Raw genomic sequence first — 22,275 nt, 5'->3', positions numbered from 1 at the left:
TTCATTGTGCTTAATGCCTTAAACTTTTACGCTTGTACACGTTAATATTCTTCAATGTTTCGCCTGTTCCGATGGAAACGCAGTCCAATGGATCGTTGGCGATAAATACAGGAACTTCCGCTTCCGCCGAAATGACTTCAGCAATGTTCTTCAACAAAGCCCCACCGCCTGTCAAAACGATGCCATGGTCAATGACGTCAGCAGATATTTCGGGAGGTGTCTCTTCCAGAACTTCCCTCACGGAAAGGATGATATTCTCGACCACATCATGAATCGCAACCGCTACATCCTCGGCATGGATCTCCAAAGTCTTGGGCAGGCCGTTCACCATATCCCGGCCTCTTATTTCCATGGACCCGTATGAAGCCGCCTTTTCGATATCGGCACAGCCGATCGTTATTTTGATGTTCTCGGCAGTCCTTTCACCGATCAACAGACCGTACTTTTTGCGTATGAATTGAATGATCGCCTCATCCATACGATCGCCGCCGGCTGTACTGGAACGGCTTGTAACGATTCCTCCAAGTGAAATCGTCGCAACATCCGTCGTCCCGCCACCGATGTCCACCACCATATTGCCTGTAGGCGCGTGCACCGGAAGACCCGCACCCACAGCGGCAGCGAAAGGCTCCTCTATGATGAAAGCTTCTTTGGCACCGGCTGTCCGGGTAGCATCAAGAACTGCCCGTTTCTCCACTTCCGTTACGCCACTCGGTACGCAGACCATCACGTATGGTTTGATGAATGCATTTCCAGTCGCTTTTTTGATGAAATATTTCATCATTGCGACAGTTGTATCATAATCCGCAATGACGCCTTCTTTCATCGGGCGGGATGCCACAATGGTGCCGGGTGTCCTGCCAAGCATCTGGAAAGCCTCTTCCCCAACGGACAGAATCTCTCCCGTGTGGATATTTTTTGCTACGACAGAAGGTTCTCTGATCACGATGCCCTTGCCGGCTATGAAGACGATCGTATTGGCCGTACCTAAATCAATTCCGATGTTTTTTCCTTTAAAATTCAAACTTACCAAGTACTTCTCATCCTTCCGTCTGATTGACTACAAACTCTCCCACAAACAAATTCTTTTCTATTTTACCACAAACCGGAACAAGAAAAACATCAATGTAACAAACAAAAGAAAGAATTAATCAATTTGACAGGAATGCCGTTGATCGGTAATACTGTCGTCAATAATCTGCCCTAATTGACATAATATGTCTACACGGACCACAGTGAAACCTCCAGCAGGGCGGCGTTCCCTGATGAACATCAGGTAAGCGGCAAACCCATTCGCCAAGCATTTAAAAAGGGCCCGAGACAGTGTCCCGGACCCTTTGATCGCTTAATTTAAGGAAAATTAGATTTTTTCTACGTTAGAAGCTTGCGGTCCACGGTTTCCATCAACGATTTCGAATGAAACTGCTTGTCCTTCTTCTAATGATTTGAATCCGTCGCCCAAGATAGCTGAGAAATGTACGAATACGTCATCTCCGCTTTCGCGTTCGATAAATCCAAAGCCTTTTTCTGCGTTAAACCATTTTACTGTTCCTTTTTCCATGAAAAATTCCTCCTCGTGCAAAGCACTCAAAATTGTTATTCTTGCTTTTGGTACGATAGGAATGTTCACGACAATCTTTTCTTTACCAAACAAAAACACTAACATAATGATATATCAGGTTTTCCGATATTGCAAGTTTTTTGCCATCAGATTTTCATTTTCCCCTGCGGATCCGGATCCTAAATGATGCCGTATTCGCGCAGGCTGAGATAGTCATCGACCCCGATGATGAAATGATCGAGGATCTCGATCCCCATCATTTCCCCGCATTCCACCATCCTGCGGGTGAATACCAGATCGGCTTCCGAGGGATCGGGATTCCCGGAAGGATGATTGTGCGCGAGGATGATCCGCGCCGCCGCAAACCTTACCGCCTCACGGAAAATCTCGCGCGGATGCGCGACCGAACTGTTCAGACTGCCGATAAAGATCGTCTTTTTCTTGATGATTTCGTTCTTTGTGTTCAGATAGACAGCCACCACATGCTCCTGCTGGAGATCGCGCATCTCTTTCTGCAGAAGTGTCCCGGCGCTTTGCGTCGAGGTGATCGTTCCGCTCTTCAATTGCGTGGCATTGGCTACGCGGACTCCCAATTCGACACAGGCCTTGATTTCGATCGCTTTGGTTCGGCCGATTCCATTGATCGCAGTCAACTCTTCCAGTGAAGCCATCTTCAAGGAATGCAGATCCTCGAACTCATTCAGCACCCGTAACGCCAACTGCATGACATTGCTGTCTCTGGGCCCTGTCCGCAGAATGATCGCCAATAATTCATGCGTCGCCAGGGCTTTTTCTCCGAATTGATCCAATCTTTCACGCGGGCGCGAGGCTTTCGGAACCTCCATCAGCAGATTTGTTTCTTGCACCATCCTGTTTTACCCCTTTCCTTCCGTCTACTCAATAGATACGCAGGAAGGAGCGGAACAGGTTATTTCTCTTTCAGCCAATCCATGACCGCATGCAGGTCCGGCAAAATGGCTATCGTTTTCGCTTTCGCTTCGTCATCAGGAACGATCAGATCCGGGATCATGATCACTTCAATGCCCGCATCGTAGGCCGCACGGATGCCATTAAGCGAATCTTCCAGGATCAGACAGTCTTCTTTCGGAATGTCGAGGGGTTTCCAGGCACTCAGGAAAATTTCCGGATCCGGTTTGGCGAAGGACACTTCATCCCCGCAGACTTGGTAGCGGAAGTACTGCGAAATATCAGCCAATTCGAGGTAAAAGCTGACCTCTCTCCTCCGGCTGCTGGAAGCAACGACGCACACCACGCCTTCCTCCTTCAGAAAGGCCAGCAGATCATAAAGGCCTTTTTTGATCGGAAGGCCCTGCTCGGAGGCGATGTCCGTCTGCCTCTTCTTCATTTTTCTCAAGAACCGTTCCGCCAGCTCAGCATCGCCGAAGTCGGAAGCCAATTCAGGCATCACATCTTTATCGGATCGCCCTACTTGTTTCAGGTAATAGTCGAAGTCGAACGCTATCGGCAAAGCCATTTCTTCAGCCAATTCGCCTTGTGCCTGATATCCCAACGTTTCGGTATCGAACATCAATCCATCCATATCAAAAATGACCGCTTTTTTACGCATCTCAAAACTCCTTATTCATCAATAAATAATGTCTTACTTCGGAAAGAAAATACAGCGAACCCGTAATCAATAACATGCCCTCTTCGGATTGTTTCGCCTTCAGATCATCGATCGCAAAGCGCCAATCTTCGTAGGCTTCAGCTTCCGATACGCCCATCCGCTCGCACAGTTCCTTGACTGATGCAGCCCTTGGGAAATCGAAACTGGTCACGTGCAGCTTGCTGCCGGGAATCGACTTGATCAACTGGCCCATTTCCTCCAGGTCCTTATCCGCCAACGCCGCCAACAGAATGGTGATATCCTTATCAGAAAACTTCTTTTTGACCGCTTCAGTCAGCACTTCCATAGCCGGGATATTGTGGGCGCCATCCAGCATGACAAACGGTTCTTGCGAAACGATCTCCATCCGGACCGGCCAAGCCGTCCCCAGAAGCCCTGATTTGATCGTCGTTTCCGAGTAATTTAAAGCGTATTTTTTGCAGAACAGCAAGAAAGTTTGCAGCGCAGTAGCCGCATTGTCGACTTGATGGCCCCCCATCAGTGCGATTTCAAGGTTTTCGAAGGTTCCCAACGGAGAGGCGAAATCAAAGACTTCATGGTAATCAGAACCCTCATGCCAATTGGAGATGCTGAAGTCCATGCCGAATGCATACAAAGGTGCAGCCTGTTTTTCCGCAGTGTCCCGCATCACCGACAAAGCATCTTCAGGCAATCTTCCGATGACAACCGGTGTCCCTTGCTTGATGATGCCAGCTTTCTGATAGGCAATCTCCGCAAGGGTGTCCCCGAGGATATTGCTGTGGTCTTTGCCTATCGTCGTGATGAGCGACAAATCCGGCTCGGCAACATTCGTGCTGTCGTAAAGCCCGCCCAGGCCGACTTCCAACAATACGACATCGCAAGGGTGGGATCCAAAATAGGAGAACATCATGGCGGTCACCACTTCGAATTCCGTCAGCGGACCCATATCCGTCAGGCTGATTTCCTCATAGAGTGCATGCAGGATGTTCGCTTGCTCCAGCACGTCCTCATCCGGAATGTTCTCCCCGTTCACCCCGATCCTTTCATTGAAACTGACGATATGCGGCGAGGTGAAGGTGCCCACCGTATAGCCAGCCGCCATGAACAGGCTTCTTAAGTAAGCAACATTCGATCCTTTTCCGTTTGTTCCGGCAATATGGATGGATCTGAATTTACGTTCCGGGTGATCCAGTTTTTCCATCAACCATTTCATCCGGACTATTCCGGGTTTAGGGCCCATGCCTTTGCGGGTATGGATCCATTCCATCGCTTCTTCATAAGTTGCAAACATCTACCTCTTCACTCCATTTCTATTTAAGAAGAACCCTATCTACAAAGGAACTTGCTAATAGGGTTCTTCCTGTTCAATTTGATTCACTCATCAAGCTAACTGTTCTTTCAGGGCAGCGATGCGTTCTTCAACGGCCGCCAATTTTTCGCGGTATTCCGTCCCTTTTTGTTTCTCCCCGTCGATTACAGCCTGCGGGGCTTTGCTGACGAATTTTTCGTTATTCAATTTGCTTTCCACACGGTCGACTTCTTTGGTCAATTTCTCCGCTTCCTTTTCGAGACGGGAAATCTCATCTTCCAATTTGATCAGACCGGCCAACGGCATGTATACCTCTCCGCCTGAGAAAACTGCGGTTACAGCGTCGCTGGCAGCCTGGATATGTTGGCTGATTTCCAGTGTATCCGGATTGCAGAAGCGGAAGATGTACGATTCGTTGGCGCGGAAAATCGCTTCGGTCGCATCGTCATTCACTTTCAGCTGCATCGGAACTTTCTTGGACAGCGGTGTGTTCATTTCAGCGCGGACATTGCGGACGCCGCGGATCAGTTCGATCAGTTTTTCCATCGCTTCTTCAGCGGCTTCATCGATATAGCTGTCATCCGCTACCGGATAGGCTGCCGTCACGATGGAAGCGCCTTGATGCGGTACATTTTGCCAGATTTCCTCGGTGACGAACGGCATAACCGGATGCAACAAGCGCAACACGTTATCCAAAACATAAGCCAAAATGCTGCGGGTTGTCTGTTTTGCCGCTTCGTTTTCACCTTGCAGAACTTCTTTGGACATTTCGATATACCAGTCGCAGTAATCATCCCAGATGAAACGGTACAGCAAGCGGCCGGCTTCCCCGAATTCAAACTTCTCGAACAGGTCCGTCACTTTTGTGATGGTCTTGTTCAGGCTGGAAAGGATCCATTTATCTGCGATTGTCTTTTCCCCTGAAATGTCGATATCGTCGAAAGTCAGATCTTCCAAATTAAGCAGCACATAACGGCTGGCATTCCAGATTTTGTTGATGAAGTTCCAGGATGCATCCATCTTCTCATAGCTGAAGCGGACATCCTGACCGGGTGCGGAACCGTTCGCCAGGAACCAACGCAAGGCATCCGCCCCGTATTTTTCGACCACATCCATCGGGTCGATTCCGTTTCCGAGCGATTTGCTCATCTTGCGGCCTTGCTCATCACGGATCAGACCATGGATCAGCACATTCTCAAACGGACGCTTTTCCGTGAACTCCAGACTCTGGAAGATCATCCGGCTTACCCAGAAGAAGATGATGTCATATCCGGTCACCAAAGTGCTGGTAGGGAAATACCGTTTGAAATCTTCCGCCTCTTCATCCGGCCATCCCATCGTCGAGAACGGCCAAAGCGCTGAACTGAACCATGTATCCAGGACATCCTCATCCTGCGTCCAGTTTTCGCTGTCGCTTGGAGCCTCCATACCTACGTACATTTCGCCGGTTTCCTTATGGTACCAAGCCGGGATTTGATGTCCCCACCATAATTGACGAGAAATGACCCAATCATGGACGTTGCCCATCCAAGTCAGGAAAGTATTTTCAAAACGTTCCGGATAGAAGGAAACTTTTTCTTCTGTGGATTGGTTTCCGACTGCCCTTTCAGCCAACGGTTGCATTTTGACGAACCATTGTGTCGAGATGCGTGGTTCCACAACAACGTTTGTGCGTTCCGAATGTCCGACACTGTGGGTCATTTCCTCAATTTTGACCAAATAGCCCAGTTCTTCCATATCTTTTACGATCGCTTTGCGCGCTGCGAAACGGTCCATGCCTGCATATTTTCCGGCTGCTTCGTTCATCGTCGCATCATCGTTCATGACGTTCACTTGCGGCAAATCATGGCGCAAACCGACTTCGAAGTCGTTCGGGTCATGGGCCGGTGTGATTTTTACGACACCAGTCCCAAAGTCCATCTCGACATAATCATCCGCAATGACCGGGATTTCCCGATTCACAAGCGGCAACGTCACTGTCTTGCCGATGAACTGCTGATATCTTTCATCTTCCGGATGAACCGCAATGGCAGTATCTCCCAACATGGTTTCCGGACGGGTAGTCGCCAACTCCAAGTAGCCAGAACCATCTGTCATCGGATAGCGGAAGTGATAGAAGGCGCCCTGAACGTCCTTGTGGATGACTTCAATATCGGATAAGGCCGTTTTCGCTTTGGGATCCCAGTTGATGATGTAAGCGCCTCGGTAGATCAAGCCTTTTTCGTACAAGCCGACGAAGACTTTGCGGACTGCATCCGATAAACCGTCGTCCAGAGTGAATCGCTCACGGTCATAATCAACGGAAATGCCCATTTTTCCCCATTGCTCGCGGATGACGCTTGCGTAGTCCTCTTTCCATTCCCAAACCTTGTCGACAAAGGCTTCGCGGCCCAAGTCATAACGGGTAAGCCCGTCCTCGGCCAGTTTTGCTTCAACTTTGGCTTGGGTGGCGATGCCGGCGTGGTCCATACCCGGCAACCACAACGTATCGAATCCTTGCATGCGTTTTTGGCGGATCAGCATATCCTGCAGCGTCACATCCCAGGCATGGCCCAAGTGCAGTCTGCCGGTTACGTTGGGAGGCGGAATCACGATCGAATAAGGTTTTTTGCTCTTGTCTCCGCTAGGCTTGAACAGCCCCGCTTCCACCCATTGTTGATATTTCCCAGATTCTACTTGCTGGGGTTGATACTTTGTCGGCATTGCGTCTGCTTTAGACATTCAGCCACTCCCTCTCTCTTTTTCATTGATTTGTTGCGAAAAAAAACGCCCTGCATATGAATATGCAGGACGATATGAATCGCGGTACCACCTAAATTACAGGAATCTGATTCCTGTCTCTCTTTTTGATAACGGAGAATACTCCGAGCTGCGCTACCCAGTCCACAGACCTTCACACAACTTGCTCACAAGCTACTTCACTTTCCTTCCCCAAAAAAGCTTTCACCAAACGCTTTTCTCTCTTGTGTGGTTCCGGGTAAGCTACTCTTCTTGATCGATGCTTTATTTATACTTCACTAGTTTAGCACCTTTTCATTGAAATCTCAATGCGATTAAAGTAATTTTTTGGCAGCTGCCAATGCTGCTTCCTCATCCGGCTCCGTCGCGATTTCAGGGACGATCTCCATATAGGAAAGGACGCCTTCCTTGTCGATGACGAATACGCTGCGGGCCAACTTGTTGCCTAATTTGGGAACTTTCAGTCCATAAGCTTCCCCAAACTCGCCTGCATCGTCATGCAGCATCTGCATATCGATGCCGTTTGCCGAGCACCAGTTGATCAATTCTTCTTTTGTATTTTTCGAAACCGACAACAGTGTCAAACCTTCGATGTTTGCTGCCGTCTCGTTGAATTTGCGTGTTTGTTTGTCGCAAACGCTTGTGTTGATGTCCGGGAATACGCTGATCAAGACAACCGAACCGCGCAAATCATACAAGGATACCTTTTCGTCTTCTGTGTTGTACAACGAAAATGCCGGCGCCTTCTCCCCGACTACGGGCTGATTCCCTAAAACTTCAACAATTTCACCTTTTAATGTCACTTGCATGAAAACATTCCCCCTAATCCGATAGTACTTTCATTATACAGATAAGCAGTGATTTATGGTAAGGATACGCTCATGCAAAGCGGATTACAGCAAATCCGAAAAGAGTGCCTCGTCCTGGCTGGCGGTGTCCTCCCGGCCGGTTATGCTCGACACTACAATGCCCGCAACCGCACGTGCCACGAGCGGTTCAACATCAAGGAGCGCTTCAAAACGTCTGGCCTTACCCAAATGCGGTTTCGTTTTTGGTGACGGCGGCGCAAAAATCGTGCAGCAGTCTTCGAACGGTTGCACCGACAAATCAAAGGTATCGATTTTCTGCGCCAATTCGATGATTTCCAGTTTGTCCATCGTTGCGACAGGACGAATGATCGGCGTCGTTGTGACATCATTGATGGCAATCATACTCTCCAGCGTCTGGGAAGCGACTTGGGCCAAAGATTCTCCATTAAAGATAGCCAGCCCTTTGCGTTCCGCTCTGATGGCATCCGTGATCCGCATCATCATCCGGCGCGTGATCGTCATCAGATAATCCGCCGGCACTTTCTCTTTGATTTCTTCCTGGATTTCTGTGAACGGAACTTCGATGAACTGGATTTCACCGCCGAATTTAGTCAATTTGGCAGCCAGATCTTTGGCTTTCTGCAAGGCTTGCGGACTTGTGTAAGGCGGACTGTGGAAGTGGATCGCCTCAATCTTTACGCCGCGTTTCATGGCAAGATACCCAGCCACTGGCGAATCGATGCCACCGGAAAGCATGAGCATGCCTCTGCCGCTGGAACCGACAGGCAAACCGCCAGCACCCTGGTAGGTTTGCGTGCTGAGCATGATGCCGCTGGTCTTGATGTCTACCCGCACAAGGATGTCCGGTTGCTTCATCTTGACCGAAATGCCAGGAAATGCACCCAGTACGGTTGCCCCCAGCTCGGCATTCATGAAGGTCGTGTCATGCTCATAGTCATGATCCGAACGGCGCGTGGCTATTTTGAATGTCTTTCCGGCCGTCTCCATTTTGGCAAGCAACTCCACCAAAACCCTTTTCACTTCATTGAGATCACGCGAAACGAGATAGACCGGCGAGTAGTTTTGGATGCCGAACACATGCTTTAAGCGGTCGATAATGACTGCCTCATCAGCTCCGTTCAATTCCAACAACATAAAATCATGCTCGGGTTTGATTTTGATCTCCGGATGATCCTTTGTGACCATCCTGACATTTTGCGCCAATTGCTGGACAAAACGTTTTTTATTTTTCCCTTTGGTCGACAATTCGCCAAAGCGGATTTGAATGTGCGTTTCCATTTATATTCTCTTCCAATCAGTGAGTTATTCTATTGTATCTTTTGGAACTGTTCATGCAGCGTCCGGAAATGTTCAATGAAGGATTCCGCTTCCGCTTCCGTATTCTCGCCGGAAAGGCTTATCCTGACCGCACACTGGCTCCAGGAAACCGGCACGCCCATCGATCCCAACGTATAGGGAGTGCCTTTCTTTCTGCTTGAGCAGGCGCTGGTGGTTGAAATGAAAATGCCTTGGCTTTCGAAAGCATGGACCATCACTTCTCCCCTGACGCCTTTCATGGCAAAACAGAGGATATGGCCGGCGCCATCTTCAGGCGAAAAGATTTGGACATCCTCATATTCCGAAATGGCCGCAACCAACTTATTCCGAACCAACTGTTCTTGTTTACGGCTTGAGGCGCTGTTTTCAAGCGTCATGCGCAAGGCTTTCGCCATCGCTGCGACTCCTGCGACATTCTCTGTCGTGCTGCGCATGCCCGATTCTTGCCCGCCTCCCGTCAACAGCGGTGCGATCCGTTTGCCATGTTTCTTGTAAAGGATGCCTACGCCTTTGGGACCGTTGAATTTGTGCGCTGAAAGCGACAAGAGATCCACACGGGGATGTCGGATCAGCGGCTCGCATTCACCGACAGCCTGCACGGCATCAACATGGAAATGGACCCAAGGATAATTTTCCAGCAACTCGCCGATAGCTTCGATCGGTTGGATGCTGCCGACTTCATTATTGATGGCCATGACGCTCAGCAGGACCGTATCTTTTCTTATCGCTTTCTCAAGCTCCTCGATGGACACAATTCCGTTCGCGTCGACAGGCAAATAGCTGATTTCAAACCCTAACTTTTCCAACTGCTCCAATGATTTGGTGACTGCAGGATGTTCGACCGAAGAAGCGATCATGTGCTTCCCTGCAGCGAATTTCTCCATCGCGGTGCCTTTGATTGCCCAGTTGTCGCTCTCTGTACCACCGCTGGTGAAGAAAATTTCATCCGGCTGGGCACCCAGCAATTGGGCAATCTGTTTGCGCGATTGCTGAAGCAAAGCATCCGCTTCATTGCCTAATCTGTGCAGACTGGAAGGATTGCCAAAAAATTGTTCATTCACCTTCCGGTAAGTATCCAAAACCTCCGGATACATTTTTGTTGTTGCACTGTTGTCAAAATAAATCATCTTTATCTACACTTCCTTAATAACTTTGCACTCTCTTCGGGACATCCTATCCATTATATAGAAAATGCCCGACCATTAAAAGCATCCGGCATAAATTTCTTCCGTTCGCATCCGACAGCATCGGAAAAGGGGCCGAGACAATGTCCCGACCCCTGCATTTTTATTGGTTATGTGTTTAGTAGTAGCGGCGATTTTTTTCTTCCTGGTATGATTCTTCCACTTTGCGGGCAGCCCCTGCTTCGACGCGATTCAGCGGAATTTTGATGGCTTCCAACGCACCTTCGTAGTCATATTCGCGATGGAAAAGCACCAACGCTTTGTTGATGGCATTTTCGATCTCCACATGCGAATGACGGAAACGGTTTGCGTACTGGATCATATACTCCGTCAGCATTGCATTGTCCACAATCGCTTGGGTTTGGTTATCCAACATTTCGATGTCCTCTTCGCACATCTTGGAAATCGCATCAATTTCGTCCATATCGATCTTCACGCGGTTCAATTTGGAAGCCAGATCCTCGATGCGGTCCGTGACCGAGAAGAAAAGATCCAAATAGACTTTCGGCAATCCAGGCAAATGGTATTTTTCGATGGTCCGTTTCATGTTGCGCATATCCAACTCGTAAAGATCGATGCTGTCCTTGATTTCCTTTTCGCGGTTGCGCAAATCACTGAGGTTGCTGACCAATTCAGACTGTTCCTTGTCGATTTCCGAAAGGCGTTGGCTGATTTTTTCGTAATATTCGCGGACAACCGAGTAGGAAATTTCATGTTCCTTCATCATCTTATCGTAGTAACGCAAGGCTTCATTTTCCTTCAGCAGCTGCTCTTCGAACTCTTGCGCGCGGCCCAATTCATTCTTATTCAAGAAGTAATTCTGGGAGACGCGGTCGATTTCAAGCAGCACATAGCGATTGCTCTGCAGGACATGATCCATTTTCTTCTGCAGATTCGCTGTATGACGGCCCACAAAATCCTTGGCTTCCATTTCTTTCTCCATGATGGCATAGACCGCTTCGATGTCGCGTTCGACCTTATCCATCTTCTTGCCGGCTTCATTGATGTCGGCAAGGCCGATGGAATCTTTTGCTTCCTGGATCTCTTTTTCGACAGCAGCGATCTCAGCGGAGACATCCACACCTTCGAAAATGTACTTCTCATCCAACAAGCGTTGGTAGCCGTCTTTCAGATCATTCACTTGTTCTTCATACTCTGTTTTGATTTTTTCGTTCAGCTCAGGGATCTTTTCAACGACTTCTTCCATCACCAGCAGATCCTGCTCGATGCGCGACAAGATTTCTTTGGCTTCCATATGGTCGCCCTCGTTCGTCAACGAGTTGAATTTCGTGAAATCCAACTCCATGTAATTCAGGTTCTTTTCCAACGTTTCGATGGCCGGACCGAATGTAAAGCTGTGCGCCAATAATTGTTTGCGGATTTTATTGTAGCGTTCCTGGATTTCTTCCAACTCTTTGCGGTTTTCCTGCGCACTTTCCAATAATTTTTCGAGTGCCTTGTTCACTTTTTCAACGCTGTTTTTCGTTTCGTCGATCAATTGATCCGCTTGCGAAATGGCTTGCTTTGCCTTGATGAAATTCATGCGTTGGATGTACTGTTCCGCACTGACCAACGCCGCCTCGATTTCCGGATACTGAAAACGCGTGATGGTCTGCCATGTAGCTTGCCAACTTTCATACGTGCGCTTCGTTTGCCCTGTCAAATTCATATTTTTCAACGTGAACAGGTTATCGGCCACCGGTATGGCCATCGCTTTTTGTTTCTTCTCATCGATTTCTTTGATCCGATTCGCTTGTTGCCTCGTCAAGTACATGATCGCACCGTACCCGATCAACACTAACAATATTATCGCTACTAACCAATATATAAACTCCATCAATAAATCCTCCACCTATTCCGACAATTTCGTTTATTTGATCTGAAAATTGAAAACGCCCAATATATCTCATTTTTTAGTATAACATAGAAAGAACCAATCAGAAACCAGAAAATTATATGGAAACTTAATTCCTTGCCTTGGAATCGCGAAAGCCTTCCGGCACTGACCAAAGCCCGAAAAACATCACTTTTCCATTGCATTAACTTCTTTTGTTTGGTACAATAATCTTCGTGTAAAATAATGCAGCGAGAAAGAAGCACCCGCGTCAACAGTTCATCGCCATCGAAAGATGGTTCAATTGCGTACCCTTGCGGCTGCATAAGGTGAAGATTGAAGGATCAACTGCACGCATTGCTGACTTATCATTCTTATTTTACTCCAAAAATCAAACATTTATTGGAGGAATTTTATTATGTCACGTTATACAGGACCAAGTTGGAAACAAGCTCGTCGTCTAGGAATCTCCCTTTTGGGAACAGGTAAAGAATTGGAGCGTCGTCCATACGTTCCAGGTCAACACGGCCCTAACAACCGTAAAAAATTATCTGAATATGCTATGCAATTGCAAGAAAAACAAAAATTGCGTCACATGTACGGTATGAACGAACGTCAATTCGCAACTTTATTCAAAAAAGCTGGTAAAATCAAAGAAGGTAAACAAGGTGTTAACTTCATGATCTTATTGGAACAACGTTTGGATAACGTAGTTTACCGTCTAGGTTTGGCTTCTACTCGTCGTCAAGCACGTCAATTAGTTAACCACGGTCACGTAACTGTCGATGGCAAACGTGTTGACATCCCTTCATACGAAGTATCAGTCGGCCAAGTAATCGGCTTGCGCGAAAAATCTAAAAACTTGGTAGTTGTTAAAGCAGCTGCTGAAGCTTTGTTCGGACGTCCTGACTTCATTACTTTCGACGAAGAAAAATTAGAAGGTTCATTGAACCGTCTGCCAGTTCGCGAAGAATTGCCAGCTGAAATCGATGAGTCATTCGTAGTAGAATACTACAACAAATTAGGCTAATCTCCCCGGAGAGCAGCATCAAGGAAACGGCAAAGCAATTTGCCGTTTTTTTTGTACAGGAAAAGCGGAACGGGTTCGTTCAGCCCTTCTTTAAGGAAACACTGTGACCTAATCGGTCAAGTGTATCATGCCTCTAAGCGATTGAAATCGCAAGAGTCATGACAATTTAGGAAATCTGGCCTCGCAACGTTCCCTACGGTCACCTTGTACTGGGACTCTAAGGGATGAATCCCTAAGACTCCCATGCAATTGAGCATCGTAGAGCGCAATTGCTGAGAGACTTCCGAAACAAAGGAATCAACGTGACCGTACCGGTCAGTTGTATCATGTTTCTAAGCCATCAAAGATGGCAAGAACCATGACAAGTCGAACAGTATGTCTTGGCTCGCAGAGACAAGGGGTTCCTTATTCTTTTTTCCGAAGGGCTAACCCGTGAAGCTAGCCAACGTTTTGGACGCTCAAAATATTTTCCAAGCCAAAAAGGACCGAACAGCGTTCACGCCGTTCGGTCCTTTTTGGTTTGTATTGGGTTCCGCACCTATCGATACTGTTCCATACAAGCGCGGTAGATCGGCAACAGTTCACGGAGAGTCTCCTCCATAACCGCGAGTGTGCCTTCTTCAGTCTCCAGGCGCGGATCGGCAGGCGCCAACTTGCGGCCGACCAACAGTTCAGCCTTCTTCACATCCCGCAGCCGGATCAGGACAGGCTCCCAATCGACCGCTTCTATCGGAAGCACAGCCGGGACGGTATGATCGACCGAAACGACGTAATCACGCGGCAACTGCTCCAATTCCGGAATCCGCTCCAATAAAGCAGCAGCCATCTCTTTTTCTTTGACGGGTTGATCGATCAGGCAAAGGTAGAAGCTGACCCCCTCTTTCGCAATCCCGATCTGGAAATGCGGATATTTCTTGTAGCCCCTCGCATCCCCACCGATGGCGCACCAAGTATTCTCGGGCGCATATTTCGTGCGGCGCAGGTGCTTGGCGACATGCACGGGAACCGCCTCAGCCACCTCTTCCGAAACGATGAGGCGGGCCCCCGCTTCCGCGAAATGCCGGAATTTGGGCTGGATCCGTTCGCGGATGCGTGCCATCCTTTCATCGAGTCCCTGAATGTCAAAAACGTTGAAGTCTTCCTTATTGAAGTGATAACCTTCCAAACCGTGCACCTCTTTCTGATTTCCTTCCATTATTATAGAGAAAAAACCGGAAGAGCGACAATCTTTTGCTTACTGGAGTTCCGTTGCGATCTCTTCGACCATCAAATGGATCGATTCTATCCCGCCGCCTGAGAGATACCACAAGTCGGAGGACAGGTTGATGATTTTATTATTTTTATAAGCATCCGTTTGATAGACGAAATCATTCTCCAACAACGCGGCGTTTTCGTCAGAAGCTGTCCCGACAGCCGCCGTGCGGTCGACGACGAACAAAATTTGCGGATTGATTTCCAGCAACCCTTCATAGCCGACGGACTGCCCATGCGTGGAATCCTCGATCGCGGCATCGACAGGCTTGAAGCCCAACGTATCATAAATGAACCCGAAGCGCGAACCTGTGCTGAAAGCGGACATGCTGCCATCGTTCAGTAGCAGCGTCAATGTTTTTTCGCTGATTCCGGCTGTCGTTGCTTGGACGGCCTCAATCTCCTCGTTCAAGGTTGCGATGGCCTCTTCAGCTGCTTCCTCTTCAGCAAAGATGGTCCCTAAAGCAGTGATGTTCTTTTGGACCGATCCCCAATAGTCCGTGTAATCGACACTGAGCACGACTACAGGAGCGATTTCCTCCAATTCTTCCGCGAAGTCCACCAACCGGTTCGAAATGATGATGAGCTCCGGCGCCAGGTTCGCCAGCGCTTCAACATTCGGTTCTTTAAGCGTACCCACGTTCTCGAATTGATCAGCCTTATCCGCCAAATAAGCCGGCATGTTTTCGGTCGCTGTCCCGGTGACGGCATCCTCCTTGCCCAATGCAATTACTGTATCCAAATGGCCAAAATCCAAAACAGCCACGTTTTGAGGGTCTTTAGGCACTTCTACAGAGCCGCGTGTATCCTCGATGATCACCGTTGCTCCGGTTTCCGCAGTCGAAGTCGCTGTTGTTGAGTCTGCCGCATCAGCACTCCCTTCTTGGTTGCCGCAAGCCGCCAAGGTGAAGATTGAAGCCAAACTTAAGATTGTCTTTTGCCATTTTTTCATTTTACATTCTCCTCTATGTCAAAATGCTTGATACGTGCAATGTTTTTTTCCATCCGCAGTCGTGATGACTTCCAATGGTACTTCATATAATTCCTGCAAAACTTGTGTCCGGATGACTTCCTCGACCGTGCCGCTCCGGAAGACCTTTCCGTTTTTCATGGCGATGATGTTGTCCGAAAAAACGGATGCGAAGTTGACATCGTGGATGACGACCAGAATCGTTTTACCCAGTTCATCAGCCAAATTCCGGATGGTCTGCATCGTAACGATGCTCTGTTTCAAATCAAGATTGTTCAGTGGCTCATCCAATAAGATGTATTCCGTATCCTGCACCAAAATCATCGCAATCGCGGCCCGCTGGAGCTGGCCGCCAGATAAGGTATCCAAATAGCGGTTGGCGAATCCCTCCAAATTCAGATAACCCAAAACCTTGTCGATCATCGCATGATCCTCATCATTCAGCCTGCCCTTCGTATAGGGGAACCTGCCGAACGAGACCAATTCGCGGACCGTCATGCGCACTTGATAGGCATTCTGTTGTTTCAGGATCGAAAGTTCCTTCGCCAATTCGTCGGACTGCCAGGCTTCGATTTCTTTCCCGTGTATCGTCAAGATGCCTTCGTCCTTTGTCAACAGACGGCTGATGACCGAAAGGAGTGTGCTTTTGCCTGCCCCGTTCGGACCGATGAAAGCCGTTATTTTCCCTTTCTCGATCGCCAATGAGATGTCATCCAATACTTTTTCATCTTCATAGGCTTTGCTGACGTTACTGATTCTCATAATTTGCCCCTTTCCTTCCATAACAACCAAAAGAAATAGATTCCCCCGAACAGTTCGACCAGAATGCTTAAATTCGTTTGCAACTTGAAGACTTCCTCCGCCAGGAATTGTCCGGCCACGACCATCACGAAACTGAGCAGACTCGCGCCTGGCAACAGGTAGTTCAGGCAATACGTCCTGAACAGCCGATATGCGATGTTCGCCGCCACAAAACCGAGAAACATCATCGGTCCGACGAGCGCTGCGGAGACTGTCATCAACAGGATGACATGCATGAAGGTAAGTTTCGTCTCCATTTCGACAGCGACCCCCAAATTTTTGGCCGTTTGCGCCCCCAGTCCCAAAACTTCCAATACCTTCCGCTTGCGCCACAAGCTGATGATCGAATATATGGCGAGCGGAACAGCCAAAACAAGCACGGAATCATTGATGTTCTGAAAACTGGCATACAGTTTCGTCTGAAGTTTGTCGTACTCATTCGGGTCCATCAGCACTTGCATAAAGGAGCTGATGCTGTTGAAGAAGGTCCCCATTACGAGGCCGATCATCAGGATGACCTGCATATCGTAATTTTTCCGGTTCCAGGACAGCCGGTACAGCAAGAAATAACTTCCCAGCATCAGGAACAGCAGGAAAATGAACTGCCATTCCGCATTCAGTTGGCTGCCCAACAGCGAGAAACTGAAGAACATCAGCACTGTCTGCAGCAGGCGGTAGAAGGATTCGACCCCTAGAATGCTGGGGGTCAAAAAGTTGCTGTGCACGACCGTCTGAAAGCTGACCGTCGCAAAAGCAGTACTGATGCTGATGACCGCGAATGTCAAAAGCTTCGTGCTCCGCAACTTCAGGATGAACATATTGCCGATACCCTGGTTCCAAAAAAAATAAACCAAAGCCAAAGCCACTGCCATCACAGCCAACCGCTTCATGATGATGCGGTTTTTCAACACGTTTTTCATGCCGGCCTCCCTCCCTTCAACAACAGCCACAAGAACAAGCCGCCGCCGAAAACACCCAGCACCGTTTCCACCGGTATTTCGTACGGTGGGATGACCGAGCGCGAAAAGACGTCGCACAGCAACAAGAAACCCGCTCCGAAAAGCGCAACCTTGCCGTGGGTATTGCGGATGTTATCGCCGAAGCGCAATGAGACGAGATTCGGGATGATCACTCCCAAAAACGGCAGGTTACCGACCGTGCTCAGGATGATGGCAACAGTCAAGGATACGAACAGCGTCCCGATGAACAGGACCGCTTCGAAAGGCAGACCGAGGTTTTTGGCCGCGTCTTTCCCGAAGCGCGCAATCGTAAAATGGTCGGCAAAAAAATAAAGTGCCAAAAACAGCAGGAATATGAGGTACATCCCCTCATATTGTCCTTTGATGACCAACGAAAAATCCCCCTGCATCCAGGCAGAAAGATTTTGCGTGACATTGAAGCGGAAGGCAAAAAAATTGGCGACCCCTCCCAAAATATTTCCATACATCAGCCCCAGCAAAGGGATCGTCATCTGGCTCTTGAAAGGCAAGCGATTCACGACCAGCAAAAACAGGAACGTCCCCGCCGCAGCAAAGAGGAAGGAAAGCGTCATCTTCCCCACAACCGACAAACCCGGAAAGAAAATCATGCCGCACAGCATGCCCACTCTCGCCGCATCCACCGTGCCGACTGTATCAGGGGCTGCAAATCGGTTCTGCGTCAATGATTGCATGATCAGCCCGGATAAGGACAAGCCCGCTCCAGCCAAGAGAACCGTAATAGTCCTCGGCAGACGTGAAGACAACAGTATCAGACGGTCCGTGTTGCTCCCGACCAGAAACTGTTCCACCGAAAACACAGCGGTCCCCACACCAAGGGAAAGCACGATCGCTCCCATCACAATCAGAACGAGCAGTAATTTCTTCAACATCTATTCACCATCTTCCAAAAGCAACTCCTTAATGATAACGATTCTAATTGAGAATCATTCTCATTTAATGGTATAGGTGCTATTCTACTGGATGCGGAAATAAAACACAATACCAAATATGAGATTTCCATGAAAAAAGTAAGTAACTTTAAGGAAAGCGCCACCATGCTTTCGGATCATCTGAAAAAAACGAAAGCAAAAAGGCCAGCCCTTGTGGGACTGGTCTTTTCGTTCTGGCTTCATTTTTTCAGGATGCCCAAAATACCGCGGGAGATGACGCGGCCGACTTCCCTGCCCACTTGTGACATCAAATTTTTGGTGAATCTGTCCATTGTCGAATCGCGGGGACTGCTCGACCGTTTGGGCTGGGTTTGTTCTTTTTGCCGCTCTTTTTCCAGTTGCTTCAACTGTTCGGCTTTTTCCCTGTCCCTAGCGGCAAGCTCTTCATTTTCCTCCAGCTCAATCGCTTTGATTTCCGACAGTCGCTGCAGTTGCTCGTAGGAGGATTCCCTGTCGATTGCCTCGCTGTATTTGTAATACAGCAAAGATCGGTTGATTTTTTCTTCCTTGACGAGCGGATCCAGGATGCCCATTTTGCTCTCAGGAGGATAGATCATGACCTGCTGGACATAGCCGGGAATTCCTTCCGGGTCGAGAAAGGAAACCAGCGCTTCGCCGACCTTGAGCTCCGTCAATTTCTTTTCCAATTCTTCCCCTTCCTGCTGGCGGAAAGTTTCGGCTACCGCTTTGACGGTCTTCTGTTCCTTGGGCGTAAAGGCTCGTAAGGCATGCTGAACTTTGTTGCCCAATTGGCTCAAGATGTCATTCGGCAGGTCCGTAGGATTTTGCGTCACAAAATAGACCCCGACCCCCTTGGAACGGATCAGCCGGACAATGAGTTCGATTTTTTCCTCAAGCACATCCGGAACGTCCTGAAAAAGGACATGCGCCTCATCAAAAAAGAACACAATCTTTGGTTTATCAAGATCCCCGACTTCCGGCAATTGCTCGTACAGCTCCGAAAGGAACCACAGCAGGAAGGTCGAGTAGAGTTTTGGCGACATGAACAGGCGGTTCGCCATCAGAATGTTCACATAACCGCGCCCTGCTGCATCTGTTTTCAATAAATCCTGGATATCGAACATCGGCTCTCCGAAGAAAAGGTCGCCGCCCTGCTCCTCGATCACCAATAAACCTCTTAAGATTGCACCGATGGATTGCTTTGAAATATTCCCGTATTCGCGGCGCAGCTCTGTAGCGTTGTCTCCGACGAAATTCAGGATCGCCCGCAAATCTTTGATGTCGATGAGCAAGAGTTGTTTCTCATCCGCCACTTTGAACGCGATGTTCATGATTCCTTCCTGCGTTTCATTGAGTCCCAACAGACGCGACAAAAGGATCGGCCCCATATCGGAAATGGTTGTCCGCACCGGTACACCGTTCGCTCCGAAGATATCCAGGAGCTCAACGGGGTATGCGCGCGGCTCAAAATCCTCCGGCTGCAGTTTTGTTACTCGCTCCATTATTTTTTCGCTCAACTCACCCGGTTCCGCAATGCTCGCCAGGTCACCTTTGACGTCCGCGAGGAATACCGGAATACCGGCTTTGCTCAATTGTTCCGCTATCACCTTCAAAGTCACCGTTTTCCCCGTTCCGGTCGCTCCGGCGATCAAGCCGTGCCGGTTCAGCTTATCCAAATGGATGATTGCCGGGTTGTCCCCTTGTCCGATCACCAGTTCTTGGCGCATTCAAAAACCCCTCCTTAGCCTGACATTTCATCCTTATTGTACAGTATTTTGAAAAACCCTTACAACATTAAACCCTTCCTTTCCTGAAGTAACAGCCCTCAAAATTTCTGCGGACAGTAAAAAAACCACTCAGCCATTATCGGGTGAGTGGTTCAATTCCGGACTATTCTCCGCTATTTTTCAGTAATTCGATGACCATTTCCGCGGATTTCTTCCCGGCTTCGACGATGAATTCGTCGAACGTCAGCGCCGCACCATCGCTTGCTCCGTCCGAAATGGCACGAATGATGGCGAAGGGTATTCCCAATACGTAGCAAGCCTGGGCAATTGATGCGCCCTCCATTTCGGTTGCATAGGCATCCGGGAAATGTTCCTTGATGCGGCTAGTGCCGCTTTCTGATGCGATGAAGGAATCGCTTGACACAATCGTCCCTTGGACAGCATGCAAGCCGACTTTTTCAGCTGCCCGCTTGATCTTTTCCACAACTTTTTCATCAGCCGTATAATAATGCGGCATCTGAGGCACTTGTCCCACAGAATAGCCGAATGCGGTAGCGTCGACATCATGATAGGCAACCTTATCCGCTACAACGACGTCGCCCACATGCAAAGCTGCGTTTAATCCCCCGGCTGAACCGGTGTTGATGACGAATTCGGGATGATAACGATCGATGATGAAGGCGGTGGCTATGGCCGAGTTGACTTTACCGATGCCGGACTGCACCAATACCACATCCTGATTTTCGATTTTTCCTCTTGTAAAAGCGAGGTGGAAATGTGTTTCCTCTTTTTTTTCTGTCATATTTTCCAATAAAATACGGTTTTCTTCTTCCATTGCACCAATAATTCCGATCATGAGTGTTTCCTTCCCTGTAGCTGCTTTGTTATGTCATAGGACGAAGGCTATCGCAAAAACCAAAATGATCAACAGGATTACGATCAGGATGGCTTTGTTCAGATAGTTGTCCAATTTTCTGCCTCTTTCCTTGTCCGTCAAACGTTGCACCTTTGTGGTAGGTGCCGGTTTGTCGGCCTTTCGGAACAACTTTGCTTTTGGCTTGGCGGTCTTGTCCTGCTTGCCGTTCTCCGACCTTTTCTTTTCGGTCGGCATACTGCTTTTCTCCCCTGCAGAGGCTGCAGGCTGCTTGTTGTTTTTTTCCGTTGCCGGAGCGGAACGCTCTGCATCTTTTGAACGCGGAGCGGTTTTCTTTTCGTCGGTCACCGGTGTTGTTGTCTGGTCCCTTTTGTACTGACGATACCGTTCCCTGGTGATCAGCGGTTTCTTCGGTTCTGGCATGCTATCCCTCTATTCTTTCCCGCAAAAGACGCATCTCCCAATACAGCATGGCATAGATTGTTTTCGAATCGCAGATTTCTCCGGATTCCTGCAAAGCTTTCGCTTCTTCGAATGTCAATTCCAGGATTTCAATGAATTCATCTTCGTCCATCGGCAAAGAATTTTCGACTTTCGTCAAGCCTTCCGCCAAATAGATTGTGATGCGTTCATCCAAATAAGCCGGTGTTGGGTAAAAAACCGTCAATTCTGACCATTTTTCCGCGCGATAATCGGTCTCTTCCTCCAGCTCACGGATTGCTGCCAGCAAAGGCTCCGTATCGGAAGTCTCCAATTTGCCTGCCGGAATCTCGACCACAGTACGATCCAACGGTTTCCGGAACTGTCTGACCATGACCATTTTGCCGTCAGAGGTAAAGGGGATCATCGCAACAGCACCAGGATGCCTGATCATCTCCCTGACTGAAGTTTTTCCGTTGGGCAACAGCACCTCTTCCCTCACCAAATGCAGCAAGACACCATCAAATATTTTTTCGCTTTTCAATGTTTTTTCTTCAAATTCCATTTTTGTACCTCCCTATCCACTTTCGTACTGTCAAAGTTTAGCTCTGCCAGACGTTCAATTTTGTATTTTTTCGTTGATTTAACGGGGTTAACGACAAAAACAACTTGCCACCCCCCAATTTTTGGTCAATAGTGATGGTAACGACACCGCACTATTTCCCCAAAAGAAAGGAAGATGACAAGTTGCTACCTCTATTATTAACCTATTTAGTTGATATTATCAAGCGTCAACGAATGATTATTCTTGCGTTGATGAAGTTAGTACTCCTGTTGACGCGAAACTCCCGCATGCCTCAGTTAACTGCACCGGACAATTTAAATTACCAGAAGCTAAAGATCGATGAACTGCCCTTGATCGAAAAAG

At 48.5% G+C, this 22,275-nt stretch carries 21 protein-coding genes and 1 other annotated feature; of the genes, 2 read left to right on the top strand and 19 right to left on the bottom strand.

The window, feature by feature from the left end; genetic code table 11:
• Window positions 1-10 precede the first annotated feature (10 nt).
• The 10 genes from BM184_RS13750 to BM184_RS13705 all read right to left on the bottom strand — a co-directional run bounded on the left by BM184_RS13750 (window position 11) and on the right by BM184_RS13705 (window position 12,386).
• Entirely contained in the window at window positions 11-1,024 is a 1,014-nt protein-coding gene (locus tag BM184_RS13750; protein WP_086941839.1) for a rod shape-determining protein, read from the bottom strand.
• Window positions 1,025-1,360: 336 nt separating this feature from the next.
• The gene (cspD, locus tag BM184_RS13745) at window positions 1,361-1,561 is read right to left on the bottom strand and encodes a cold-shock protein CspD (protein WP_086628303.1); all 201 of its coding nucleotides are present in this window, start codon (window positions 1,559-1,561) and stop codon (window positions 1,361-1,363) included.
• A 179-nt stretch (window positions 1,562-1,740) separates the two neighbouring features.
• On the bottom strand, window positions 1,741-2,430 hold the full coding sequence (gene radC / locus BM184_RS13740; RefSeq protein ID WP_177208682.1) for a RadC family protein: 690 nt from the start codon (window positions 2,428-2,430) through the stop codon (window positions 1,741-1,743).
• 59 nt (window positions 2,431-2,489) lie between these two features.
• Entirely contained in the window at window positions 2,490-3,149 is a 660-nt protein-coding gene (locus tag BM184_RS13735; RefSeq protein ID WP_086941788.1) for an HAD family hydrolase, read from the bottom strand.
• A gap of 1 nt (window position 3,150) precedes the next feature.
• Entirely contained in the window at window positions 3,151-4,461 is a 1,311-nt protein-coding gene (locus BM184_RS13730; RefSeq protein ID WP_086941789.1) for a bifunctional folylpolyglutamate synthase/dihydrofolate synthase, read from the bottom strand.
• Between the two features lie 90 nt (window positions 4,462-4,551).
• Window positions 4,552-7,200: a valine--tRNA ligase gene (locus BM184_RS13725; RefSeq protein ID WP_086941790.1), complete on the bottom strand. Its 2,649-nt coding sequence runs from the start codon at window positions 7,198-7,200 to the stop codon at window positions 4,552-4,554.
• Between the two features lie 62 nt (window positions 7,201-7,262).
• Window positions 7,263-7,487: a binding site (T-box leader), on the bottom strand.
• 45 nt (window positions 7,488-7,532) lie between these two features.
• The gene (gene tpx / locus BM184_RS13720; RefSeq protein WP_086941791.1) at window positions 7,533-8,027 is read right to left on the bottom strand and encodes a thiol peroxidase; all 495 of its coding nucleotides are present in this window, start codon (window positions 8,025-8,027) and stop codon (window positions 7,533-7,535) included.
• Window positions 8,028-8,111: 84 nt separating this feature from the next.
• Window positions 8,112-9,326 carry a tRNA uracil 4-sulfurtransferase ThiI gene (gene thiI, locus BM184_RS13715; RefSeq protein WP_086941792.1) on the bottom strand — a complete coding sequence of 405 codons (1,215 nt, stop codon included), beginning with the start codon at window positions 9,324-9,326 and terminating at the stop codon, window positions 8,112-8,114.
• A 29-nt stretch (window positions 9,327-9,355) separates the two neighbouring features.
• Window positions 9,356-10,492, bottom strand: coding sequence for a cysteine desulfurase family protein (locus tag BM184_RS13710; RefSeq protein WP_086941793.1), 1,137 nt, complete (start codon window positions 10,490-10,492; stop codon window positions 9,356-9,358).
• Between the two features lie 175 nt (window positions 10,493-10,667).
• Window positions 10,668-12,386, bottom strand: a complete 1,719-nt coding sequence (locus BM184_RS13705) for a septation ring formation regulator EzrA (RefSeq protein WP_086941794.1) — start codon at window positions 12,384-12,386, stop codon at window positions 10,668-10,670.
• Between the two features lie 415 nt (window positions 12,387-12,801).
• On the opposite strand from BM184_RS13705, the gene rpsD reads away from it, so the two are divergent.
• Complete coding sequence (rpsD, locus tag BM184_RS13700) at window positions 12,802-13,413, top strand: 30S ribosomal protein S4 (RefSeq protein WP_086941795.1); 612 nt, start codon at window positions 12,802-12,804, stop codon at window positions 13,411-13,413.
• Between the two features lie 538 nt (window positions 13,414-13,951).
• Here rpsD and BM184_RS13695 read toward each other — a convergent pair.
• The 9 genes from BM184_RS13695 to BM184_RS13655 form a co-directional block, all read right to left on the bottom strand.
• Window positions 13,952-14,578 (bottom strand): DUF1054 family protein, encoded by a 627-nt coding sequence (locus BM184_RS13695; RefSeq protein WP_177208681.1) that lies wholly within the window; start codon window positions 14,576-14,578, stop codon window positions 13,952-13,954.
• A gap of 69 nt (window positions 14,579-14,647) precedes the next feature.
• Complete coding sequence (locus BM184_RS13690; protein WP_086941797.1) at window positions 14,648-15,616, bottom strand: siderophore ABC transporter substrate-binding protein; 969 nt, start codon at window positions 15,614-15,616, stop codon at window positions 14,648-14,650.
• Between the two features lie 18 nt (window positions 15,617-15,634).
• The gene (locus BM184_RS13685; RefSeq protein WP_086941798.1) at window positions 15,635-16,396 is read right to left on the bottom strand and encodes an iron ABC transporter ATP-binding protein; all 762 of its coding nucleotides are present in this window, start codon (window positions 16,394-16,396) and stop codon (window positions 15,635-15,637) included.
• Complete coding sequence (locus tag BM184_RS13680) at window positions 16,393-17,355, bottom strand: iron chelate uptake ABC transporter family permease subunit (RefSeq protein ID WP_086941799.1); 963 nt, start codon at window positions 17,353-17,355, stop codon at window positions 16,393-16,395. The genes BM184_RS13685 and BM184_RS13680 overlap by 4 nt, the downstream gene beginning before the upstream one ends.
• Window positions 17,352-18,305: an ABC transporter permease gene (locus tag BM184_RS13675; protein ID WP_086941800.1), complete on the bottom strand. Its 954-nt coding sequence runs from the start codon at window positions 18,303-18,305 to the stop codon at window positions 17,352-17,354. Before BM184_RS13675 ends, BM184_RS13680 begins: the two co-directional genes overlap by 4 nt.
• A gap of 239 nt (window positions 18,306-18,544) precedes the next feature.
• Window positions 18,545-20,053 (bottom strand): helicase HerA-like domain-containing protein, encoded by a 1,509-nt coding sequence (locus BM184_RS13670; RefSeq protein ID WP_086941801.1) that lies wholly within the window; start codon window positions 20,051-20,053, stop codon window positions 18,545-18,547.
• A gap of 163 nt (window positions 20,054-20,216) precedes the next feature.
• Window positions 20,217-20,909: a 5'-methylthioadenosine/adenosylhomocysteine nucleosidase gene (locus BM184_RS13665; RefSeq protein WP_086941802.1), complete on the bottom strand. Its 693-nt coding sequence runs from the start codon at window positions 20,907-20,909 to the stop codon at window positions 20,217-20,219.
• Window positions 20,910-20,942: 33 nt separating this feature from the next.
• Complete coding sequence (locus tag BM184_RS13660) at window positions 20,943-21,350, bottom strand: hypothetical protein (protein ID WP_086941803.1); 408 nt, start codon at window positions 21,348-21,350, stop codon at window positions 20,943-20,945.
• A 1-nt stretch (window position 21,351) separates the two neighbouring features.
• Complete coding sequence (locus BM184_RS13655) at window positions 21,352-21,912, bottom strand: NUDIX domain-containing protein (protein WP_086941804.1); 561 nt, start codon at window positions 21,910-21,912, stop codon at window positions 21,352-21,354.
• Between the two features lie 134 nt (window positions 21,913-22,046).
• Between BM184_RS13655 and BM184_RS15430 the strand changes: the two genes are divergently transcribed.
• Window positions 22,047-22,275: hypothetical protein (locus tag BM184_RS15430; RefSeq protein ID WP_409373514.1), on the top strand; the 229-nt coding region annotated here is incomplete at its 3' end.

The organism is Trichococcus pasteurii (assembly GCF_900112935.1).
Taxonomy (GTDB): Bacteria; Bacillota; Bacilli; order Lactobacillales; family Aerococcaceae; genus Trichococcus; species Trichococcus pasteurii.
Note: the sequence above shows the minus strand (reverse complement) of the source record. Positions and strands in the feature narration are given on the sequence as shown.